The following is a 16,700-nucleotide window of genomic DNA, read 5'->3' as shown; positions in this document are numbered from 1 at the left end:
CCACGGCTACTTCGCCCAGGCGAGTCCGTCTGCGCCGTTGCCGGCTTCGATGCTGGTGGGGACCGTCCAGCTCGTTGTGTCGATGACCGCTACCTGCTTGAGGCACGAGACGTAGGCCATCTTTCCGTCGGGTCGCACGACGACCTCCTGCGGGGCTCCGGGCATGTCGAGCGTCTTGACGATGGCCATGGTCTTGAGGTCGAGGACGGCAACCTTGTTTTTGTCGCGCAGGGTGATGATGAGGTACTTCCCATCTTTCGTCGGGGCTGTTCCGTAGCCGAGGCCAGCGAGTGGAACCCACTGCCTGATCGTGTTTGTCGCGGTGTCGATGACGGCGAGTTGCGGCTTCGTCTGATCCGACGTGAAGACCCACTTGTCGTCGTTTGAGATGGAGATGCGCTGCGTGTTGCCGGAGATGGGGATGGTCGTGACGATCTTGCGGGTGGGGATATCGATGACCGTGACGTTGCCCGGGCCTACGTTGGCCGTGTACATGCGCTTGCCGCTGTGGGAGACGATGAACATGTGCGACTGCTCCTGCCCGGTGGGCAGGGTCGCGATGGGCTTCCAGGTCTTCGGGTCGATGGCAGTGACGGCCTTGTCAAGCTCGGTGGAGACATAGAGCGTTCTGCCGGTGGGATCGAATAGGGGCATGTGCGGACGGACGCCGTGGGGAAACTCGATCGTGTGGACGATTTTGCCGCTGGCGATATCGATGATGTCGATGGAGTTGCCGTCGGTGCCGGGTTTACCGACGCCGGAACTGCCGTAGATGGGTACGATGGCGGTCTTGCCGTCGGGGCTGGCGATGACCTCATGGCCGGTGACGCCGTGGACGTCGATGGCCTGGATCTGCTTGTTCGTCGCGGGGTCGATGACCGAGAGCGTGTGGTCCTTCTGGTTGGCGACGAGGAGGTGCTGCGCGGGGAGCGCGAGCGGAAGCATCAGGAAGCCGAGAAAGATTGGGTTTTTCATCGGGAGGAGGATATCACTACGGATAAAGTCTCGTCCTCACCCAAGCGTCGCCATCGCGGGTAAAGAGCATGCGGTCGTGCAGACGGTCGCGGCCGTCCTGCCAGAACTCGATGCGTTGAGGCTGTATGAGGAAGCCGAGCCACTGTGGGGGGCGGGGGATTTCGCCGGGGAACTGGTGGGCGAGAGCCTCGGCCGCGACTTCAAGGGCCTCGCGGCTGAGGAGGGGGTGGCTCTGGTAGCTGGCAACGGCGGCGATCTGGCTGCCACGCGAGCGGGAGTGGAAGTACTGGTCGGCGTCGGCTGCGGGGAGTTGCAGCACTGGACCCTGTATGCGCACCTGGCGCCTCTGCGTCTTCCAGTGGAAGCAGGCGGAGGCGTAGGGATTCGCCGTGAGTTCTTCGCCCTTTTGGCTCTGGCCGTTGGTGTAGAAGGAGAAGCCGCGTTCGTCGAGGCGCTTCATCAAGACCATGCGGACGTTGGGATGACCTTCGGGGGTGGAGGTGGCGAGCGCCATGGCGTTGGGGTCGTTCGGCTCGGTCTCTGTTGCGGCGTCAAGCCAGTGCCGAAAGAGGGCAAAGGGATCGACGGATTGTTCGAGGGCCGGTTCGAAGAGTCGTTTGGTGAGTGCGGGTGTAGCGGCTGCCATGGATGCAGGGTCTCCTGGGGAGGACAGATGATTCAACTCATCCGAGCGTATGCCTTTGACCTCGCAGGACATAGGCCTGATTGTGGTGGGGTTTGGTGATGTGAACGAAAGTTCGCTCGATTTGGTCAGGATTGGATTTTGATGGCGTGACCGACGAGAAGTAACACGGGGGCCGGACCTACGTGCTCGTCCAGGAGGGAGGCGAGGGTCGAGACGTGCGTCTGTTGATGGGGTGTGGTGGCGCGGGAGATGGCGGCGACGGGGGTATCGGGATCGACGCCGGTGGCGATGAGGTCGTCGGCGAGTGCGCGGAAGTGGCGGCCGGGCATGTAGAGGGCGAGGGTCGCCTCGGCGGGAAGAGAGCCGGTCCAGATGGGTGTCTGGTGACCTGCCTTGTGGTGGCCAGTGGCGAGGATGAGGCGGCTGGCGGCGGCGCGATCGGTGAGTGGCGTGAGAAGCTGGGCGGCGGCGGCGAAGGCGGTGGTGATGCCGGGGACGATCTCCACGGGGATGTTGGCGTCGCGGAGTGCTTCGAGCTCCTCGCTGGCACGGCCGAAGATGAGTGGATCGCCGGATTTGAGGCGCAGCACCGACTGGCTGTCGCGGGCGGCGGCGATCATCATGGCGTGAATTTCGGGCTGTGTAACGCGGGGCTGGCCGCAGCGCTTGCCGACAGAGACGAGTTCGGCTGAGGGGTTCGCGAGGGCCAGGATCTCCGGGGAGACGAGGTCGTCGTGGAGGATGGTGGTCGCGGTTTCGAGGAGCTTCAGGACACGGAGCGTCAGGAGTGCGGGATCGCCCGGGCCAGCGCCGGCGAGATAGACGGTTCCGGATTGTGCGGCTGGATTAGTCATGCTTGGGGTTGGTGAGGGCGTGTTGACGGGCGAGTTGGCGGGAGGGGCAGCCGTCGTATCCGCAGACCTCGCGCTGGGCAAGTTGATGGAGGAGAAGCTTGCGCTCGTCGTTTAGCGGCTCCATCTGGGTGACCTCACGGCGGAGATTGCCGAGATCGGTGAGCCAGTCGCCGGTGTCGAGGGGGAGCTGCGCGTTGATCTCCTTGCGGAGGCGCTGGGCGAGCGCCGGGGAGGCACCGGCGGTGGAGATGGCGATCTGGAGGTCGCCGCGCCGCACGACGGAGGGGAAGTAGAAGTCGCAGAATGGCGGGTCGTCGACGGCGTTGCAGATGATGTTCTTGCCGGTGGCCTCGAGATAGACCGCGCGGTTGACTGCGCCGACGTCGGTTGCGGTGACGACGAGGAAGGTGCCGTCGGCGATATCGCCGGGTGCGTACTCGCGCCGGAGCCAGGTGATTTCGCCGGCCTGGGCGAGCTCGACGATCGATGGGCGGGCCTCGGGGGCAATGACTGTGACGGCTGCGTGCGCGGCGCGGAGCGACTCGATTTTCGACTCAGCAAGATTTCCTGCGCCGATGACGATGCAGGGCCGGCCGGTCAGCTTGAGGAAGATGGGAAAGAGATCCATGAAGTCCTTTTTGGGTAGAGACCCCCCACACCCCTACTTTCAGCCTAAAGTCTTCAAAAGATGATCTTTAGTTCTGGACTTCGGTCTGCAGAAGACGGAGGGGCGACGTGAAACAGGGGCTTTCCGGAGGCATGTTTTGTCAAGCCTCCTACTCTCTTTCAGTATAGAGTCTGGCGCTCGCGAGGAGCGATAGAAGAGCTTACGAGGCGTGTTGGGAGGTTTACACTGGAGCTATGCAGGAAGAAGTGATCGATCTCGTCGGTGTTGGACTGAATGCAACAGATACCGTGATTGCGCTGAAGGATTTTCCTCTTCGCGGTTCGAAGACGGAGTATAGCGGGGCCGAAGTGCTCCCGGGCGGTCAGGTGGCTTCGACGGTTGTGGCGTGCCAGCAGTGGGGGTTGAAGACCCGCTATGTGGGGAAGCTGGGCGAAGATGTCGCTGCCGCGCTGCATCGTGAGGCGTTCAAGGCGGCTGGTGTGCAGACCCGGATTGTGACGGTGCCGGGCGGGGCCAGCGCACAGTCGCTGATCATCGTGGACACGGGTGGTGAACGGACGGTGCTGTGCCGTCGCGATGAGCGGCTGACCTTGACGCCGGGCGAGTTGAAGCGAGAGTGGATTGTGAATGCGCGGGCGCTGCATGTGGATGGCTACGATACCGCGGCGGCGACGCAGGCTGCCATCTGGGCTCGTGAGGCCGGTGTACCTGTGGTCGCCGATCTGGATGAGCTTTATCCGGGCGTTGAGGCTTTGATTGAGAAGATCGACTTCCTGATTGTGAGCCGGGACTTTCCGTTGCGGCTGATGCGCGAGACCGATCTTGCGACAGCGCTGAAGGGGATGCATGCGCGCTTCGGCTGCGGGTTGACGGCGGCCACGCTGGGCGAGGGCGGTGTGGTCGCCTGGGATGGAAAAGAGATGCATCGGGCAGCCGCGTACAAGGTTCCTGTCGTGGATACGACCGGTGCCGGCGATGTGTTCCATGCGGGCTTTATCTACGGCCTGCTGCAGAACTGGGAGATGGGGCGGCGCCTGGATTACGCCTGCGCGGCGGCTGCGCTGAACTGCATGAGCGTGGGAGCTCGCGGGGGTATCGAGACCGTCGCGAAGATCGAAGAGCTCATGAAAAGCGGCGAGCGTTACAGCCTGTAGCCTCGCAGGGCTCTTTCATGGCATCCAACTTCGCGTTCACGAACTGTCCGTTCCTTAAAGCGGTCCCGTTCCCCTTTTGCATCTTATCTGTTGTGATCCGCTGCCGATGATGCCTTTAGGGGTGTAAAGTGTCGGCCAGCCGGATGATGGGCGGCGCATTCACGCAGACGCATTCACGCAGAAATGACCAACTTTCTACGTGGTCTTTGCACAGCATACGGTGCAGGGTGATGGAATGGGCCTCAACGGGGGGTGCATGATGCGGACATCACGAGATCTCTTCGCGGCCACGGTCCTTCTGCTTCTGCTCTGTGGAGAGTTTGCGTTCGCGCAGGACAGTCGCGCCGCCGACATTCTGGCCCAGGTCGTGAAGAAGAATCGTGAGCGCCAGGCAATGCTGGGTGCTTATTGTTCGGATCGGGTGTACCGGATTGAATATCGCGGAGTGGGCGGTCTGCATACGGCGCGGATGGAGGTCCATGCGGAGTATCGGGCACCGGGAGTGAAGCACTTTACCGTGACGAGCGAGACGGGTTCCAAGGCCTTTGGCGACAAGGTGCTTCGCCGCCTGATCGAGAGTGAAGAGGAGAGCTCCAAGGCCGAAAACCAGGTGCAGATGATGGTTTCGGCGGACAAGTACGATGCCACGCTGGTGGGGCGCGAGGCAATTCGCGGAGTGAACGCGTGGGTTCTTGACGTGAAGCCGAAGGAGCCTTCGAAGTTTAATTACGACGGTCGTATCTGGGTGAGCCAGGATGACCTCGCGATCATGCGGGTGGTGGGGCACCCGGCGAAGAATCCCTCGTGGCTGGTCAATCGGACGGACTTCGACTCGGAGTATCAGCGGGTTGGGATCTTCTGGCTGATGGCGAAGAATACGACCGTGAGCCATGTGCGCGTGGGCGGTGAGGCTACGCTGACGATCGACTATGGGAAGTACACGGTGGATACGCTGCCGGAGAAGGTGCAGACGGCGCGGGTGGTCTCTGAAGGCCACTGATGCGCCGCCTACGATGCTTTAGGCGTCGGCCACGTGGCGTCCGCCGGCTGGGGGCATATCGCGTTCGACGGGAGTGACGGGGGCTCCGTTCAACTGTGCGCGAAGTTCTTCGTCGCTGGTGCGGTTGAAGTAGGCACGGAGGTCTTCGCCGGGGGTGCGGACGGCGAGATAGCCCTTCAGCAGGCGCTCGATGGCCTCGGGGCAGTCTGTGGCCGCGGCGCGGTAACCGATCTGGCGGGCGGGCTTGGCATACTTGCCTACGGCTCCTCCAACGCAGAAGTAGAAGGCGTCGACGAGCTTGCCGTCCTTCTTGATTTTCTTTCCTTCGAGGCCGATGTCCGCGATCCAGCTTTGGCCGCAGGAGTTGGTGCAGCCGGTTACGTGGAGCTTGATCTGCTGATCGAAGCCGGGCATGCGGCCCTCCATCTCCTCGGTGAGCCACTTGGAGAATGCCTTGGTTTCGGCGATGGCGAGCTTGCAGAACTCGGTGCCGGTGCAGGCGATGGCACCGCGCCAGAAGGGCGAGACCTCGACGCGCAGATCCATCGCGTTCAGATCGGCGATGAGGGCGTGGACGTTCTCGTTCTTGATGTTGGTCAGCAGGATGTTCTGCGCGATGGTGGCTCGGAGGCTGCCGTCGCCGTACTTGTCGGCGAGGTCGGCGAGCTGGTGGAGCTGGTCGCCGGAGAGGCGGCCGCCCATGACGGATGCGCCAACGGCGGAGAGGCCGGTCTGCGACTGCGGCGTGATGCCGATGTGGTCGCGGTAGACGTCGTCGGGGACGACATCGGCTTCGAGTGGCGAGGGATCAAGCTTGTAGCCAAGCTGGGCTTCGATGGCCTCGAGCATGGATTCGGCGGTCCAGCCGTGCTTCATGAAGAGGTACTTGATGCGGGCGGCGGTGCGGCTCTGACGGAGTTCATCCTGGGCCTTGAAGATGCGGACGACGGCGACGACGGCGTCATAGGCCTTGTCCTGCGGGATAAAGGCGGGGATGCGGACGGCGATGTGCGGCTCTGTGGAGAGGCCGCCGCCGACGCGGAGGGTGTAGCCGATCTCTTCGACGCCGTTGACGACGCGCTTGATGGCGGTGAGGGCGACGTCGTTGATCTCCGGGTAGGAGCACCAGAGCGGGCAGCCGGTGACGGTGATCTTGAACTTGCGCGGCAGGTTGTAGAACTCCGGGTTCGCGGTCAGCTTCTGGGCGATCTCGAGCGCGAGGGGGCTGCCATCGATCATCTCGTGGCCGTCGATGCCGGCCAGAGGGCAGCCGGTGACGTTACGGACGACGTCGCCGCAGGCTCCCTTGGGAGACAGGCCGACGGCGGTGAGAGCGTCGGTGACCTCGACGAGCGCGGAGATGGTGAGCCAGTGGAGCTGGATGTTCTGGCGGGTGGTGATGTCGGAGAGGTTGCGTGCGTATTTCTTGGTGAGGTCGGCGATGACGCGGGTCTGCGCGCTGGTCAGAATGCCGTTGGGCAGACCGATGCGCATCATAAAATACTCGGTCGCCTTGCCCTCGCCGCCGACGCCGCCGGTGACGCCCAGGCCGTCGCCCTGCGTGTAGACGCCCCACCACTTGAAGTAGAGATTGGACCACTCGGGCGCGACGGAATCGCGGCCTTCCCTGGCGTAGCCGCGGACCTCGTCCCAGCTCTCCCAGGGGTTCTTCAGGAGCTTCAGCCTCTCGGACTTCTGGGCTTTGGTTTCCTTGATGGGGGCGGCGACGGGAGCGGTAGCGTCAGGCATCGGGTTCCTTAGAGTGGATTGCACAGAAAAGCCCACGTTTGTTGGCGTGGGCGCTTGGTTACGGCTTTGCGGGAGAGAGTGCTCAGAGCAAAGAGGTCGGCGCCTGGGTCGCAGGACAACAAGCCGCGTTGGAAGGACAGACCATTCCTAGTAAGCGTAGCTTCCGGGGGATAGCCGAGTCAAGGGTTGAAACGGTAGGATGGTGCCCGAAACCCAAGGAGACTCGATGTTCAAGCATGGATGCCGTTGGTTCGCCGTTGCAGTCGCTCTCGCCTCTGTGTTGGCCGCCGGAGCTCAGACCGGCTCCCAGACCCGCCGGACGGTTACGGAGAAGATCGAGTGGACGTGGGAGGTAGCTGCCGATAAGCCTGATCCGGCGCTGCCCAATGTGCTTCTGATCGGCGATTCGATCACGCGTGCGTATGCCCCGACGGTGATCGCGGCGCTATCGGGCAAGGCGAATGTCTACTTTGTCGCTACGTCGGCTTCTGTGGGTGATTTTCGTCTACCGCACCAGATCGAGGAGTACTTTGCGATGACACGACCCATCTCGTGGGCGGTCGTCCACTTCAACAACGGCATGCACGGATGGGGGTATACCGAGGACGAGTATGCACGGTACTTCCCGGAGATGCTGAATGCCATCCGCGACGGGGCACCTGCGGCAAAGCTGATCTGGTCGACGACCACGCCGGTCCGCGTCGCGCAGGCTTCGGGGGCGTCGCTCCCGCGGATTGAGGCGAGGAACCAGATTGCGGCAAAGATCATGGCGAAGGAGAATATCCCGACCGACGACCAGTATGGGCTGATGCTGTCGCACCAGGATCTGCACTCGGACGATGTGCACTTCAAGGATGAGGGTAGCGCGATCCAGGGTAAGCAGGTGGCCGCGACGGTGCTGAAGGCTCTCGGGAAGTAGCCTTACTGTACGTTCGAAGCGACCTCAACCGGCTTGCCCTTCGCGTAGGTGGGGATGTTGGTCGTGGTCTTCCGGAGCAGGAACTCGCGGACGAGGTTCGTGCCGGCGTGGAAGCCGATGCCGATGGCCGTGTTGCGGAAGGTAAGACCGACCGTCCGGTCCTGCTTTTCCCGGTAGAGATTCGCGATGGAGGAGGCGACGAGGCTGCCCAGGATGCGCGAGTAGTTCAACTGGCGGTGACCGTTGTCGCCGCGGCAGATGACGCCGGAGGAGATGGCGTACCAGGCCCGGGATGTGGTCGAGCCGCTGCCCATGTAAAAGTAGCGGGGATCCTGGTGGAAGATGCTGGGGAAGACGGCGGAGCCGAGGACGCGGCCGGTGACCTGGTCGGCGTAGGCGGCACCGTAGCGCTTGGCGTAGCCGGAGGCACCGTCGCCGTATCCGGGGAAGGTGTTGTGCGCCTGCTCGACGCCGGCGACGATGCCGGTGCCGATGAAGGCTACGGGATCGAGAAACGAGTGGTACGCGAGCGAGAACTTGTGGTGCGCCTTGAGCGGCGCGGCGTTCCAGATGTAGGTGGTGTAGAAGTTGGGCAGGATGCCGAGGACGCGCTGCTTTTCTTCGGCCGCGACCTGCTCGGAGGCGATCTCATCGGGGGTTGCTACCACGGTGACGGAGACGGCGTTGTGATTGAGCGGGAGCGCGATGAGGGGCATCTCCTTCTGCTCGCCGGCCAGGAGGCGGACGTTGGGGAACTCGAGCGACTCGAGCCCGGAGGATGCAATCGTCACGTTGTACGTGCCTGCGCCGAGGCCTGTGATCGAGAAGAAGCCGTCGTTGTCGGAGAAGACGACGATTGGAATTTCGTTGGGGCCGGTCAGGGTGACGGTGGCGTGCGGAATGGTGACGCCGGTGACGTCTTCGACCCTGCCGGTAATGGCGGCGGTGCCCTGCGGAACGGGGGCGGGCTGCTGCGGCATCAGAAAGCCGGGTGCATCCGGCAGAGATTCCGCTATGAGCGCGTGCTGAGCGCGTGCGGGCAGGCAAAACAAGAGGGTCGCGGTAGCGAGTGGGAGGGCAAGGAATCTCGCCGTGCGATGGGTCTTCATGAGGTCTCCTGGTAGGCATTCTGCGCCAGGGGAGGTGGCGAAGGGATGAATGTGACGCGATTCTTTGAGTATGATGCCGATTTTTCGATCGGTGATGCGACTATGTCAATGATTCGATGGAGAATAGACGTTACCCTCGGAGAAACGTCAACTCCCTGGGCTGCTGTCTAGAGCAAATGTCTTAGTCGATCTTCGTGCTGCTCACAAGGACGGCCGCTGCGGCGCAGGGAGAGGCGCTGCGGCATCCATGCAGCGGCTAGTCCGACTCCACCAGCGACAGCTTGTGACGCACATCGGATCCACGGACCCAGAAGATGACGTCTTCGGCGATGTTGGTGGCGTGATCGGCGGCGCGCTCGAGATTGCGGGAGATGATGATGGCCGAAAGCGCCTGCTCGGAGGACTCCGGCTGTCTCTGCATCAGTTCGATCAACTCGGTCTGAACTGCGCGGTTCATGACGTCGACCTCGTCGTCCAGGGCGAGGACGGACTCGGCCAGCTTGGCATCGGCTTCGAGTAAAGACTGAATCGCCCGGCGGATCATCACGCCGACCTTTCCGCCCATCTCCTGCATATCAATGGGCAGGTCGATGAGGGACTGGGCGTTCAGAAGGATCACGCGGCGTGCGATGCCGGTCGCCTGGTCGCCGATGCGTTCGAGATCGCCGTTGATCTTGATGACGGAGAGGATGAAACGGAGGTCGACGGCCATCGGCTGCTCTTTGGCGAGGAGTTCGTAGGCCATCTCGTCGACGGTGGTCTCGGCGGCGTTGATGGCCTGCTCGATCTCGAGGACGTGATTGGCAAGCGAGGTGTCGCGTGAGACGTAGGCCTCGACGGAGAGTTCAAGGGCCTGCTGGGAGAGCGCGGCCATGGCGAGGAGCTTGTCTTTGAGGGCCGCGAGCTGCTGATGGAAGTTGATGCGAGGCATAGGTTATTTTGACCCAGATTTGTTGCCAGCGTGTGAATATCCTGTCCTGGTGGAGGGGAGCCCTGCGCGGGCAGCGGTCACTTCGTGACGTGTGACTGCTTCGCGCGGCGCTACTGGTAGAGGAGATAGGGGATGCGCTTGGCGCGGAAGGCATCGAGCGAGGGCTTCCAACTTGCGGCGATGGCGCGTGGGTCGTCGCCACGGGTGAGGGCGGCGAGGGTGTCGGCGTTAGCGATGATCCGGATGGTGCGATCGAGGTTGAACTCGGTGGGGTAGAGCTTGTGGACGCAGGTGATGATCTCCATGCCGAGCTCGGGAGTGTCGAGGATGGTGCGGTCGGTGATGGTGAGCTTGATGCCGGGGATGGTCTGGCCGTGGTACGGATAGTGGTCGGGCGTCTCCTGAATGGGCATGGTGGTCGCGGAGAAGGCGATGCCGGGGATGTTGCGCGGGACGAGACAGGCGAGGACGGCTTCGGGCTTCAGGTAGGGTGCGCCGAAGTGCTCGAAGGGGGTTGCGGTGCCACGGCCTACGGAGAGATTGCTGGTTTCGAAGAGGCCGATTCCGGGGTAGAGCGTGGCGGCATTGACGGACCGGAGGTTGGGGCTGGGGTTGTTCCAGACGATGCCGGTCTGGTCGAGGTATTGATCGCGGGTCCAGTTTTGAACGGTGACGACGGTGAGGTGGGCTCCGATGCCCTTGGTGGCGGGTGCGGAGGTGGCTTTCGCGCCAGCAGCGAAGATCTCGGTGGACTGAGCGGTCGGGGTGGCCTCGGTGTTGTAGTAGCGGGCGAGCTCGCCGATGGTCATGCCGTGGCGGGCTGGGAGCGGCGTGTAGTCGATGTAGGCCTGACGGCCGGGATCGGAGATGGGACCCTGCACGGCGAAGTCGGTGCCGGAGGTGGGGTTGGGGTGGTCGAGGACGATGATTTCAAGATCGTGGTGGTAGTCGCGCTTCTCGGCGGCGGAGGCTTCGAGGAAGTAGGCCATGGCGGTGTCGAAGGTCCAGAAGCGGTTGCCGACGTCCTGGAAGTCGACGAGGACGGCGTCGAGATCTTTGAGCTGGTCGTGGGTGGGACGGCGGTCGCTGGGTTTGGGGCCGTAGAGGCTGGTAATGGGGAGGTGGGTGGCGTCGTCGAACTCGGCCTTGATCGCTGTGGTCTCCTGCTTGGCGGAGAGGCCGTGCTCGGCGGCGAAGAGGGTGGTGAGGTGGATCTGGGGGACGGCCTTGGAGGCTTCGGTGGCGATGACGTCGATGGTGCGTCGGCCCTTGGAGTCGGTGCCGGCTACGTTGGTGAGGATGCCGAGGTTGAGGCGATTGTTATGACGGGCGGCTGCTTCGGTGAGCTGGGTGTAGTGGGATTGTTCGAGGACATCGATGCCGGTGAGGGTCTTGGTGGACGAGGTTGCCGGGCTGGTGAGCCCGAGAGCTTTCGCAACCGCCGTGGCCACGAGTCCGCGGAGCTGACTGATGGCACCGCCCACGCGGGGGTGGACGGCGTTCGAGAGGAGAACGACGTAGGTGTCGGAGGTGGGGTCCATCCAGAGGGTGGTGCCGGTGAAGCCGGTGTGGCCGAAGCTGCCGATGGGGAAGATGGCTCCGCGGGGGCGGGAGAAGGCGGTGTTGATATCCCATCCGAAGGCGCGGACGGGGATGCCGCGGGTGGGGGTGCCGTCGGGGTTGAAGATGACGGCTTCGGTGCTGGCGGTGGCGGGCTGCTCGGGCGTGGTCATCAGCTTGAGGGTGGACTGCTTGAGGGGGAAGGGGCCGGTGTTGTGGAGGAGTTTTTCGAGCAGGGCTGCTGCGTAGAGGCCTACGTCGTGCGTGGTGGAGAAGACGCCGGCGTGTCCGGCGACTCCGCCCATGCGGCGCGTGGTGGGGTCGTGGACGGTGCCACGGAGGAGGTGGTCCCAGTCGGGGTTGAGGGTGGGGTCGGTCTTGCTTTCGTCGTCGTGGGCGGTGGGTGCGGTCCGTGGGTCGAGGGAGTAGGGCGACCAGGTGTGCGGGAGGCAGACGACGCCGATGCGGCCGATGGGTTTGGGGCCGGGGGCTACGTTGGCTCCGTAGTGGATGACGGGGCCGCAGGTTTTGTCGTAGGGGTGGTAGTAGGTGTCGGTCATGCCGAGTGGCTTGAAGATGTGCTCGGCGACGTAGACGTCTTCGGGCTGGCCGGAGAGCTTTTCGACGAGGGCTCCGAGGGTGATGAAGTTGATGTCGGAGTATTTGAAGGTATGTCCGGCGGGACCGTAGAGGGTGGATTCCATGGCGCGCTTGATGCCTTCTGCTTTATCGGGGGTGACGAGGCCCCAGGGGTCCTTGATGGACACGTCTTCGGGTAGTCCGGAGTAGTGGGTGAGGAGCATGCGGATGGTGACGGCTTCCTTGCCGTTGGCGGCGAAGTCGGGGAGGTATTTGGCGACGGGGTCGTCGAACTGGATCTTGCCCTCTTCGTAGAGCTGCATGATGGCGGTGGCGGTGGCGAGGCACTTGGTGAGCGAGGCCATGTCGAAGATGGTGTCGACGGTCATGGGCTCGGCGGGGGAGGGCTGGCCGTCGAGGCCGGGCTCGCCGTCGTATTTGCGCACGCCGTAGGCCTGGGTGAAGAGGACCTTGCCGTTGTGTCCGACCTGGACGACGGCGCCGGGAAGTTTGTGGGCGGCGATGGCGTCGTTCATGAGGGTGGAGACGGGGGTGAAGTCGGGTGTCTGGGCGTTGGCGCTCAGGCCTGCGACGGCGAGCACGACGACGGCTGCGGTGGCCTTGGTGAGGGACTGCTTGCGGAAGATGAGCGAGAACAGGGAACCGGTCACAAACGTCACGAGCGCTCCTAGGAACACGTACCAGGTAAAGGCCACCTTGGGGAGGGTGATGGGGCCGATCGGGTTGGGAAGGATCTGAATGCTCTGCAGAAAGAAGACGACGTTGAAGGCGAAGCCGGCGACCATGCCGATCATGGCTCCGGTCTGCGTGGCGTAGCGGGTGAGGGTGCCGAGGAGGAAGACGCCGAGGAGCGCACCGTAGGCCACGGAGGCGATGCTTAGGCCGGTTTCCACGACGTGGCCCTTTCCGCCAACTTTGAGTGTGTAGGCTGCGGCGGAGAAGAGGATGCCCGCCCATGCGACGGTGGAGAGCTTTGCGACGAGGTTGCGTTTGCGGGAGGCTTCTTCATCGGAATCACCGCGGAATCGCTTGCGCCAGGGGAGATAGAAGTCGACCACCGTGGTGCTGGAGAGGGAGTTGATGGCGGCGGAGAGGTTGCTCATGGCGGCCGCCAGGATGGCGGCGACGAGCAGGCCGGCGATGCCGGTGGGCATTTCGTGGACGATGAAGCTGGGGAAGATACGGTCGGGGCTGATGAGGCCCGCGGGGCCACCGGCGAAGGGTGTCGGGCGCAGTGAGTAGAAGACGTACAGGCCGGCACCGATCAGGAGGAAGAAGGCGAACTGAATGAAGATGACGACGCCGGAGGAGAGAAGCGCGAGGCGCGATTCCTTGAGCGAGCGGGCGGCGAGCATGCGCTGCACCATGAGCTGGTCGGTGCCGTGGCTGGCCATGGTGAGGAAGGAGCCGCCTACGGCTCCGGCCCAGAAGGTGTAGGACGAGGTGAGGTTGAAGGAGAAGTCGAGCCAGTGGAACTTGCCCGCTGCGCCGGCTACAGCGTGGATCGTGGTCCATCCGCCGGGGACGTGGTTGCCGAGCGTGATGAGCGCGACGACGGTGCCACCGACGTAGATCGCCATCTGGACGACGTCGGTCCAGATGACCGCGGCCATGCCTCCCTCGAAGGTGTAGAGAAGCGTGAGGATGGTGATGATGGCGATGGAGAGAAGGTCGCCTGTGCCAATGGCGATGCCGACGACGATGGATACGGCAAAGACGCGGACGCCCTCTGCCGCGGCGCGGGTGAGGAGAAAGAGTCCTGCGGTGACCTTATGGAGGGTCGAACCGAAGCGCTGGTTGATGAGCTGGTAGGCGGTCAGCATCTTGCCGTCGAAGTACTTGGGCAGGAAGAGCATCGCGACGACGATGCGGCCGATCATGTAGCCGAGGACCACCTGCAGAAAGCCGAAGTCGCCCGCGAAGGCCACGCCGGGGATGGAGATGATGGTGAGGGTGCTGGTCTCGGCGGAGACGATGGATAGCGCGATGGCCCACCAGGGGATCGTGTTGTCGGCGAGGAAGTAGCTCTTGAGCGTCTGCGCCGGGGCACCGCCCGCGACCTTTTTGGTGCGGAAGCGCAGCCCAAATAGCGTGATGCCGACCAGGTAAAGCACGATCAGCACGAGATCCAGAGGGTGAAGACGCGTTGCGGAAACGGGAAGCTGCATGAATGGGAGTGTATCGGAGAGGCGGCGCTTAGGTCATAGGGCTTAGGGCCCAGATAGCAACGAAGGGGCTGAACCCTGTAGTATCACCAGCGATGAGTTTGTATTTGGCGATCGATGCAGGTGGTACGAAGACAGTGTGCTGTGTCGCGGATGAGACCCGCGAGCTGGCCCGCGTAAGTTGCGGCACTGTGAAGCTGATGCGTGTCTCCGAGGCGGAGGCGACGGATCGCCTGACGGGCCTTGTTACGGAAGCCGCCGCGGTCGCGGGTGTGTCGCTGAGCGATGTTACGCGGACGTGCATGGGGATCGCTGGGCTATCGATCTCGGCGGTGCGGGTGTGGGCGGAGAACACGCTCGGCAAGCTGGTGGGCGGCGAACTTCTTCTGTGTGGCGATGAGGTGATTGCGCTGGATGCGGCGTTTCAGGGCGGGCCGGGGATTCTGGTGATTGCGGGAACGGGGTCCAACATCGTCGGTCGTGCGGCGGATGGCACGATGTATTCGGCGGGCGGCTGGGGGCCGGCGATCGGGGATGAGGGCTCGGGGTTCTGGATTGGGCATGAGGGCGTGAAAGCGGTGTTCTGGGGACTCGACCGGGGTGTGCCGACGACGATGCTGAAGGCGATCCAGGAGGCCTGGGGGGCGGATACGATCGGCGACGTGGTGGCTGCGGCGAATGTGCGCCCGGGACCGGATTTTGCAGCGCTTGCACCGGTGGTGGCGTGGTGCGCGGAAGAGGGCGACGATCTCGCCCGGGCGGTGCTGGAACGGGCTGGCGACGACCTTGCCGACCAAGTGGCTCTGGTGCGTCTGAAGATGGAGGAGTCGGGCGACCCGGGTACGGTGGGCGTGGCCTTTGTGGGCAGCGTGCTCGACCGCATCGAGACGGTACGGACTTCGATGGTGAAGTCGCTGGCGGAAAATGGGGTCAATGTCACGGTGAAGGAAGTGGCCGAAGACTCGCTCGATGGGGCGCTTTGGCGGGCTCGGATGGGGCTGAAGTGCTAGCGGAGCGCCAGTCCCCGCGCCACTGATGTGAATTCGTTTCCGGTCACGACGCGATCCGCTCCAAAGCGAGTTTCGAAGATCTTCCTTACGGCTGGGACAAAGCTTGTGCCTCCGGTGAGGAAGACGCGATCCACCTTCCCCGGACGCATGGACGAGGACGTCATCAGGCCGTCGACGCAGGCTTCAATCGCTTCGAGCTCGGGCTGAATCCAGCCCTCGAAATCGGCACGCGCTACCTCGGACGAGAGGCCACGGCTGCCGGTGGGATCGAGCTCCGGGAAGCGGAATGTCGCGGTCTCTTTGCGGGAGAGATCGATCTTCAGCCTTTGCACGGCCTGGTGAAGCTGATAGCCGAGGTCCTCTTCGATCAACGTGATGAGCGACGCGACCTTTTCGGGCTCCTCGGCGCGTGCGCGCGCGGCCTTCAGGATCTCGGTGACGTTGCGTGTCTTGAGGAACGACAGGTAGTGCCAGCGTTCGAGGTTGGCGTAGATCCAGGCGGGGACGGCGGGGATGATCTTGAGTTCGCGTTGCGGGGGGAGGACTGCGGCGCGGCCGGGGAAGCGCTTGGGGACAGGCGGCGCGAAGGGATTGTCGTAGGTCTTTTCGAGGGTGTCGGCGCCGAGGCCGGGGGAGACGAGTTTGCGCACGATGCGGGCGTCGAAGGCGTCTCCGGCGAGGCCGAGGCCGGAGTTTCCGATGATCTCGCGGGCGCTCCGGAACGAGGGCCCGACAGGCAGGAGCGAAAAGTCGCTGGTGCCGCCGCCGAAGTCTCCGATGAGGATGGTTTCGTCGTGGTCGAGCGAGGCCTCATAGGCGAAGGCGGCGGCGACCGGCTCCAGCTCGAAGGTGACGGAGGGGAAGCCGGCCTGCGCGAATGCTGCGCGGAGCCGCTCCGTCGCGTAGGCGTCGTCCTCTTCGTTTTCGGCGGAGACGAATCGCACGGGGCGTCCTACGTTTACGGTGGCGTCAGCAGCAAGCGGCGCGCCGAGGTGCTTCTCCAGGCCGATCCGCAGGTCGGTCAGGATGCGGGCGATCAGGTCTTCGAGCGTATATCTGCGACCGAAGACTTCGGTCCCGGTCAGGGTGCGCGACGGGAGATAGGACTTCAGCGACTGGATCAGCCGTCCCGGCATCTCGGCTTCGAGATAGTGCTCAATCGCCTGTGGCCCGGTCGACGAGACGACGCGGCCCTTCTGCTGCTCCAGATAAAGGACGGAGCGGAAACTTTCCGTCGCCGACGCGCGGGCAGGGAACTGTACCAGTTCGACCGCGCCTGTGCCGCGCTCGATGGCGACCGAGCTGTTGGTCGTGCCGAAGTCAATGCCGATTTTAAGCGGGGAGGTCATGGTCGAATTCTTTGTACGAAAGATGGAACGTCTTGGTTCGCGTGGTTGTTT

13 protein-coding genes are annotated in these 16,700 nt (G+C 63.6%); 4 read left to right on the top strand and 9 right to left on the bottom strand.

Features of this window, described 5'->3' with window-relative positions:
* Positions 1-6 precede the first annotated feature (6 nt).
* From BM400_RS18445 to BM400_RS18430, 4 genes are all read right to left on the bottom strand, one after another.
* Positions 7-975: a cytochrome D1 domain-containing protein gene (locus BM400_RS18445; protein WP_089842452.1), complete on the bottom strand. Its 969-nt coding sequence runs from the start codon at positions 973-975 to the stop codon at positions 7-9.
* Between the two features lie 16 nt (positions 976-991).
* Positions 992-1,621, bottom strand: a complete 630-nt coding sequence (pdxH, locus tag BM400_RS18440; RefSeq protein ID WP_089842449.1) for a pyridoxamine 5'-phosphate oxidase — start codon at positions 1,619-1,621, stop codon at positions 992-994.
* A gap of 125 nt (positions 1,622-1,746) precedes the next feature.
* Positions 1,747-2,475, bottom strand: coding sequence for a uroporphyrinogen-III C-methyltransferase (cobA, locus tag BM400_RS18435; protein ID WP_089842446.1), 729 nt, complete (start codon positions 2,473-2,475; stop codon positions 1,747-1,749).
* A complete protein-coding gene (locus BM400_RS18430) occupies positions 2,468-3,103 on the bottom strand; it encodes a precorrin-2 dehydrogenase/sirohydrochlorin ferrochelatase family protein (protein ID WP_089842443.1) in 636 nt (211 codons plus the stop codon). The genes cobA and BM400_RS18430 overlap by 8 nt, the downstream gene beginning before the upstream one ends.
* Before the next feature lie 233 nt (positions 3,104-3,336).
* Here BM400_RS18430 and BM400_RS18425 point away from each other — a divergent pair, with 233 nt between their 5' ends.
* Positions 3,337-4,257 carry a carbohydrate kinase family protein gene (locus BM400_RS18425; RefSeq protein WP_089842439.1) on the top strand — a complete coding sequence of 307 codons (921 nt, stop codon included), beginning with the start codon at positions 3,337-3,339 and terminating at the stop codon, positions 4,255-4,257.
* Between the two features lie 256 nt (positions 4,258-4,513).
* The gene (locus BM400_RS18420; protein ID WP_175529137.1) at positions 4,514-5,257 is read left to right on the top strand and encodes an outer membrane lipoprotein-sorting protein; all 744 of its coding nucleotides are present in this window, start codon (positions 4,514-4,516) and stop codon (positions 5,255-5,257) included.
* 18 nt (positions 5,258-5,275) lie between these two features.
* Here BM400_RS18420 and BM400_RS18415 read toward each other — a convergent pair whose 3' ends face one another.
* Complete coding sequence (locus tag BM400_RS18415) at positions 5,276-7,006, bottom strand: nitrite/sulfite reductase (protein ID WP_089842434.1); 1,731 nt, start codon at positions 7,004-7,006, stop codon at positions 5,276-5,278.
* Between the two features lie 226 nt (positions 7,007-7,232).
* On the opposite strand from BM400_RS18415, the gene BM400_RS18410 reads away from it, so the two are divergent.
* Positions 7,233-7,925, top strand: a complete 693-nt coding sequence (locus tag BM400_RS18410) for an SGNH/GDSL hydrolase family protein (RefSeq protein ID WP_141224008.1) — start codon at positions 7,233-7,235, stop codon at positions 7,923-7,925.
* 2 nt (positions 7,926-7,927) lie between these two features.
* On the opposite strand, the gene BM400_RS18405 is transcribed toward BM400_RS18410, so the two are convergent.
* The 3 genes from BM400_RS18405 to BM400_RS18395 all read right to left on the bottom strand — a co-directional run bounded on the left by BM400_RS18405 (position 7,928) and on the right by BM400_RS18395 (position 14,293).
* Entirely contained in the window at positions 7,928-9,034 is a 1,107-nt protein-coding gene (locus tag BM400_RS18405; protein ID WP_089842428.1) for a carboxypeptidase-like regulatory domain-containing protein, read from the bottom strand.
* 256 nt (positions 9,035-9,290) lie between these two features.
* Positions 9,291-9,965, bottom strand: a complete 675-nt coding sequence (gene phoU / locus BM400_RS18400) for a phosphate signaling complex protein PhoU (protein WP_089842425.1) — start codon at positions 9,963-9,965, stop codon at positions 9,291-9,293.
* A 110-nt stretch (positions 9,966-10,075) separates the two neighbouring features.
* Complete coding sequence (locus BM400_RS18395; RefSeq protein ID WP_089842423.1) at positions 10,076-14,293, bottom strand: sodium:solute symporter family transporter; 4,218 nt, start codon at positions 14,291-14,293, stop codon at positions 10,076-10,078.
* A 92-nt stretch (positions 14,294-14,385) separates the two neighbouring features.
* Between BM400_RS18395 and BM400_RS18390 the strand changes: the two genes are divergently transcribed.
* Entirely contained in the window at positions 14,386-15,300 is a 915-nt protein-coding gene (locus BM400_RS18390) for an N-acetylglucosamine kinase (protein ID WP_089842421.1), read from the top strand.
* Here BM400_RS18390 and BM400_RS18385 read toward each other — a convergent pair.
* The gene (locus BM400_RS18385; RefSeq protein ID WP_089842418.1) at positions 15,297-16,649 is read right to left on the bottom strand and encodes an Hsp70 family protein; all 1,353 of its coding nucleotides are present in this window, start codon (positions 16,647-16,649) and stop codon (positions 15,297-15,299) included. The two genes, BM400_RS18390 and BM400_RS18385, sit on opposite strands and share 4 nt — an antisense overlap.
* Positions 16,650-16,700 lie beyond the last annotated feature (51 nt).

Source organism: Granulicella pectinivorans, from assembly GCF_900114625.1.
Lineage (GTDB): Bacteria > Acidobacteriota > Terriglobia > Terriglobales > Acidobacteriaceae > Edaphobacter > Edaphobacter pectinivorans.
This window is presented reverse-complemented; position numbering and strand designations above follow the sequence as displayed.

What these genes read in the sequence shown, in the direction of transcription:
- BM400_RS18445 (WP_089842452.1), bottom strand. Translation starts at nt 975, where the DNA reads ATGAAAAACCCAATCTTTCTCGGCTTCCTGATGCTTCCGCTCGCGCTC.
- pdxH (WP_089842449.1), bottom strand. Translation starts at nt 1,621, where the DNA reads ATGGCAGCCGCTACACCCGCACTCACCAAACGACTCTTCGAACCGGCC.
- cobA (WP_089842446.1), bottom strand. Translation starts at nt 2,475, where the DNA reads ATGACTAATCCAGCCGCACAATCCGGAACCGTCTATCTCGCCGGCGCT.
- BM400_RS18430 (WP_089842443.1), bottom strand. Translation starts at nt 3,103, where the DNA reads ATGGATCTCTTTCCCATCTTCCTCAAGCTGACCGGCCGGCCCTGCATC.
- BM400_RS18425 (WP_089842439.1), top strand. Translation starts at nt 3,337, where the DNA reads ATGCAGGAAGAAGTGATCGATCTCGTCGGTGTTGGACTGAATGCAACA.
- BM400_RS18420 (WP_175529137.1), top strand. Translation starts at nt 4,514, where the DNA reads ATGATGCGGACATCACGAGATCTCTTCGCGGCCACGGTCCTTCTGCTT.
- BM400_RS18415 (WP_089842434.1), bottom strand. Translation starts at nt 7,006, where the DNA reads ATGCCTGACGCTACCGCTCCCGTCGCCGCCCCCATCAAGGAAACCAAA.
- BM400_RS18410 (WP_141224008.1), top strand. Translation starts at nt 7,233, where the DNA reads ATGTTCAAGCATGGATGCCGTTGGTTCGCCGTTGCAGTCGCTCTCGCC.
- BM400_RS18405 (WP_089842428.1), bottom strand. Translation starts at nt 9,034, where the DNA reads ATGAAGACCCATCGCACGGCGAGATTCCTTGCCCTCCCACTCGCTACC.
- phoU (WP_089842425.1), bottom strand. Translation starts at nt 9,965, where the DNA reads ATGCCTCGCATCAACTTCCATCAGCAGCTCGCGGCCCTCAAAGACAAG.
- BM400_RS18395 (WP_089842423.1), bottom strand. Translation starts at nt 14,293, where the DNA reads ATGCAGCTTCCCGTTTCCGCAACGCGTCTTCACCCTCTGGATCTCGTG.
- BM400_RS18390 (WP_089842421.1), top strand. Translation starts at nt 14,386, where the DNA reads ATGAGTTTGTATTTGGCGATCGATGCAGGTGGTACGAAGACAGTGTGC.
- BM400_RS18385 (WP_089842418.1), bottom strand. Translation starts at nt 16,649, where the DNA reads ATGACCTCCCCGCTTAAAATCGGCATTGACTTCGGCACGACCAACAGC.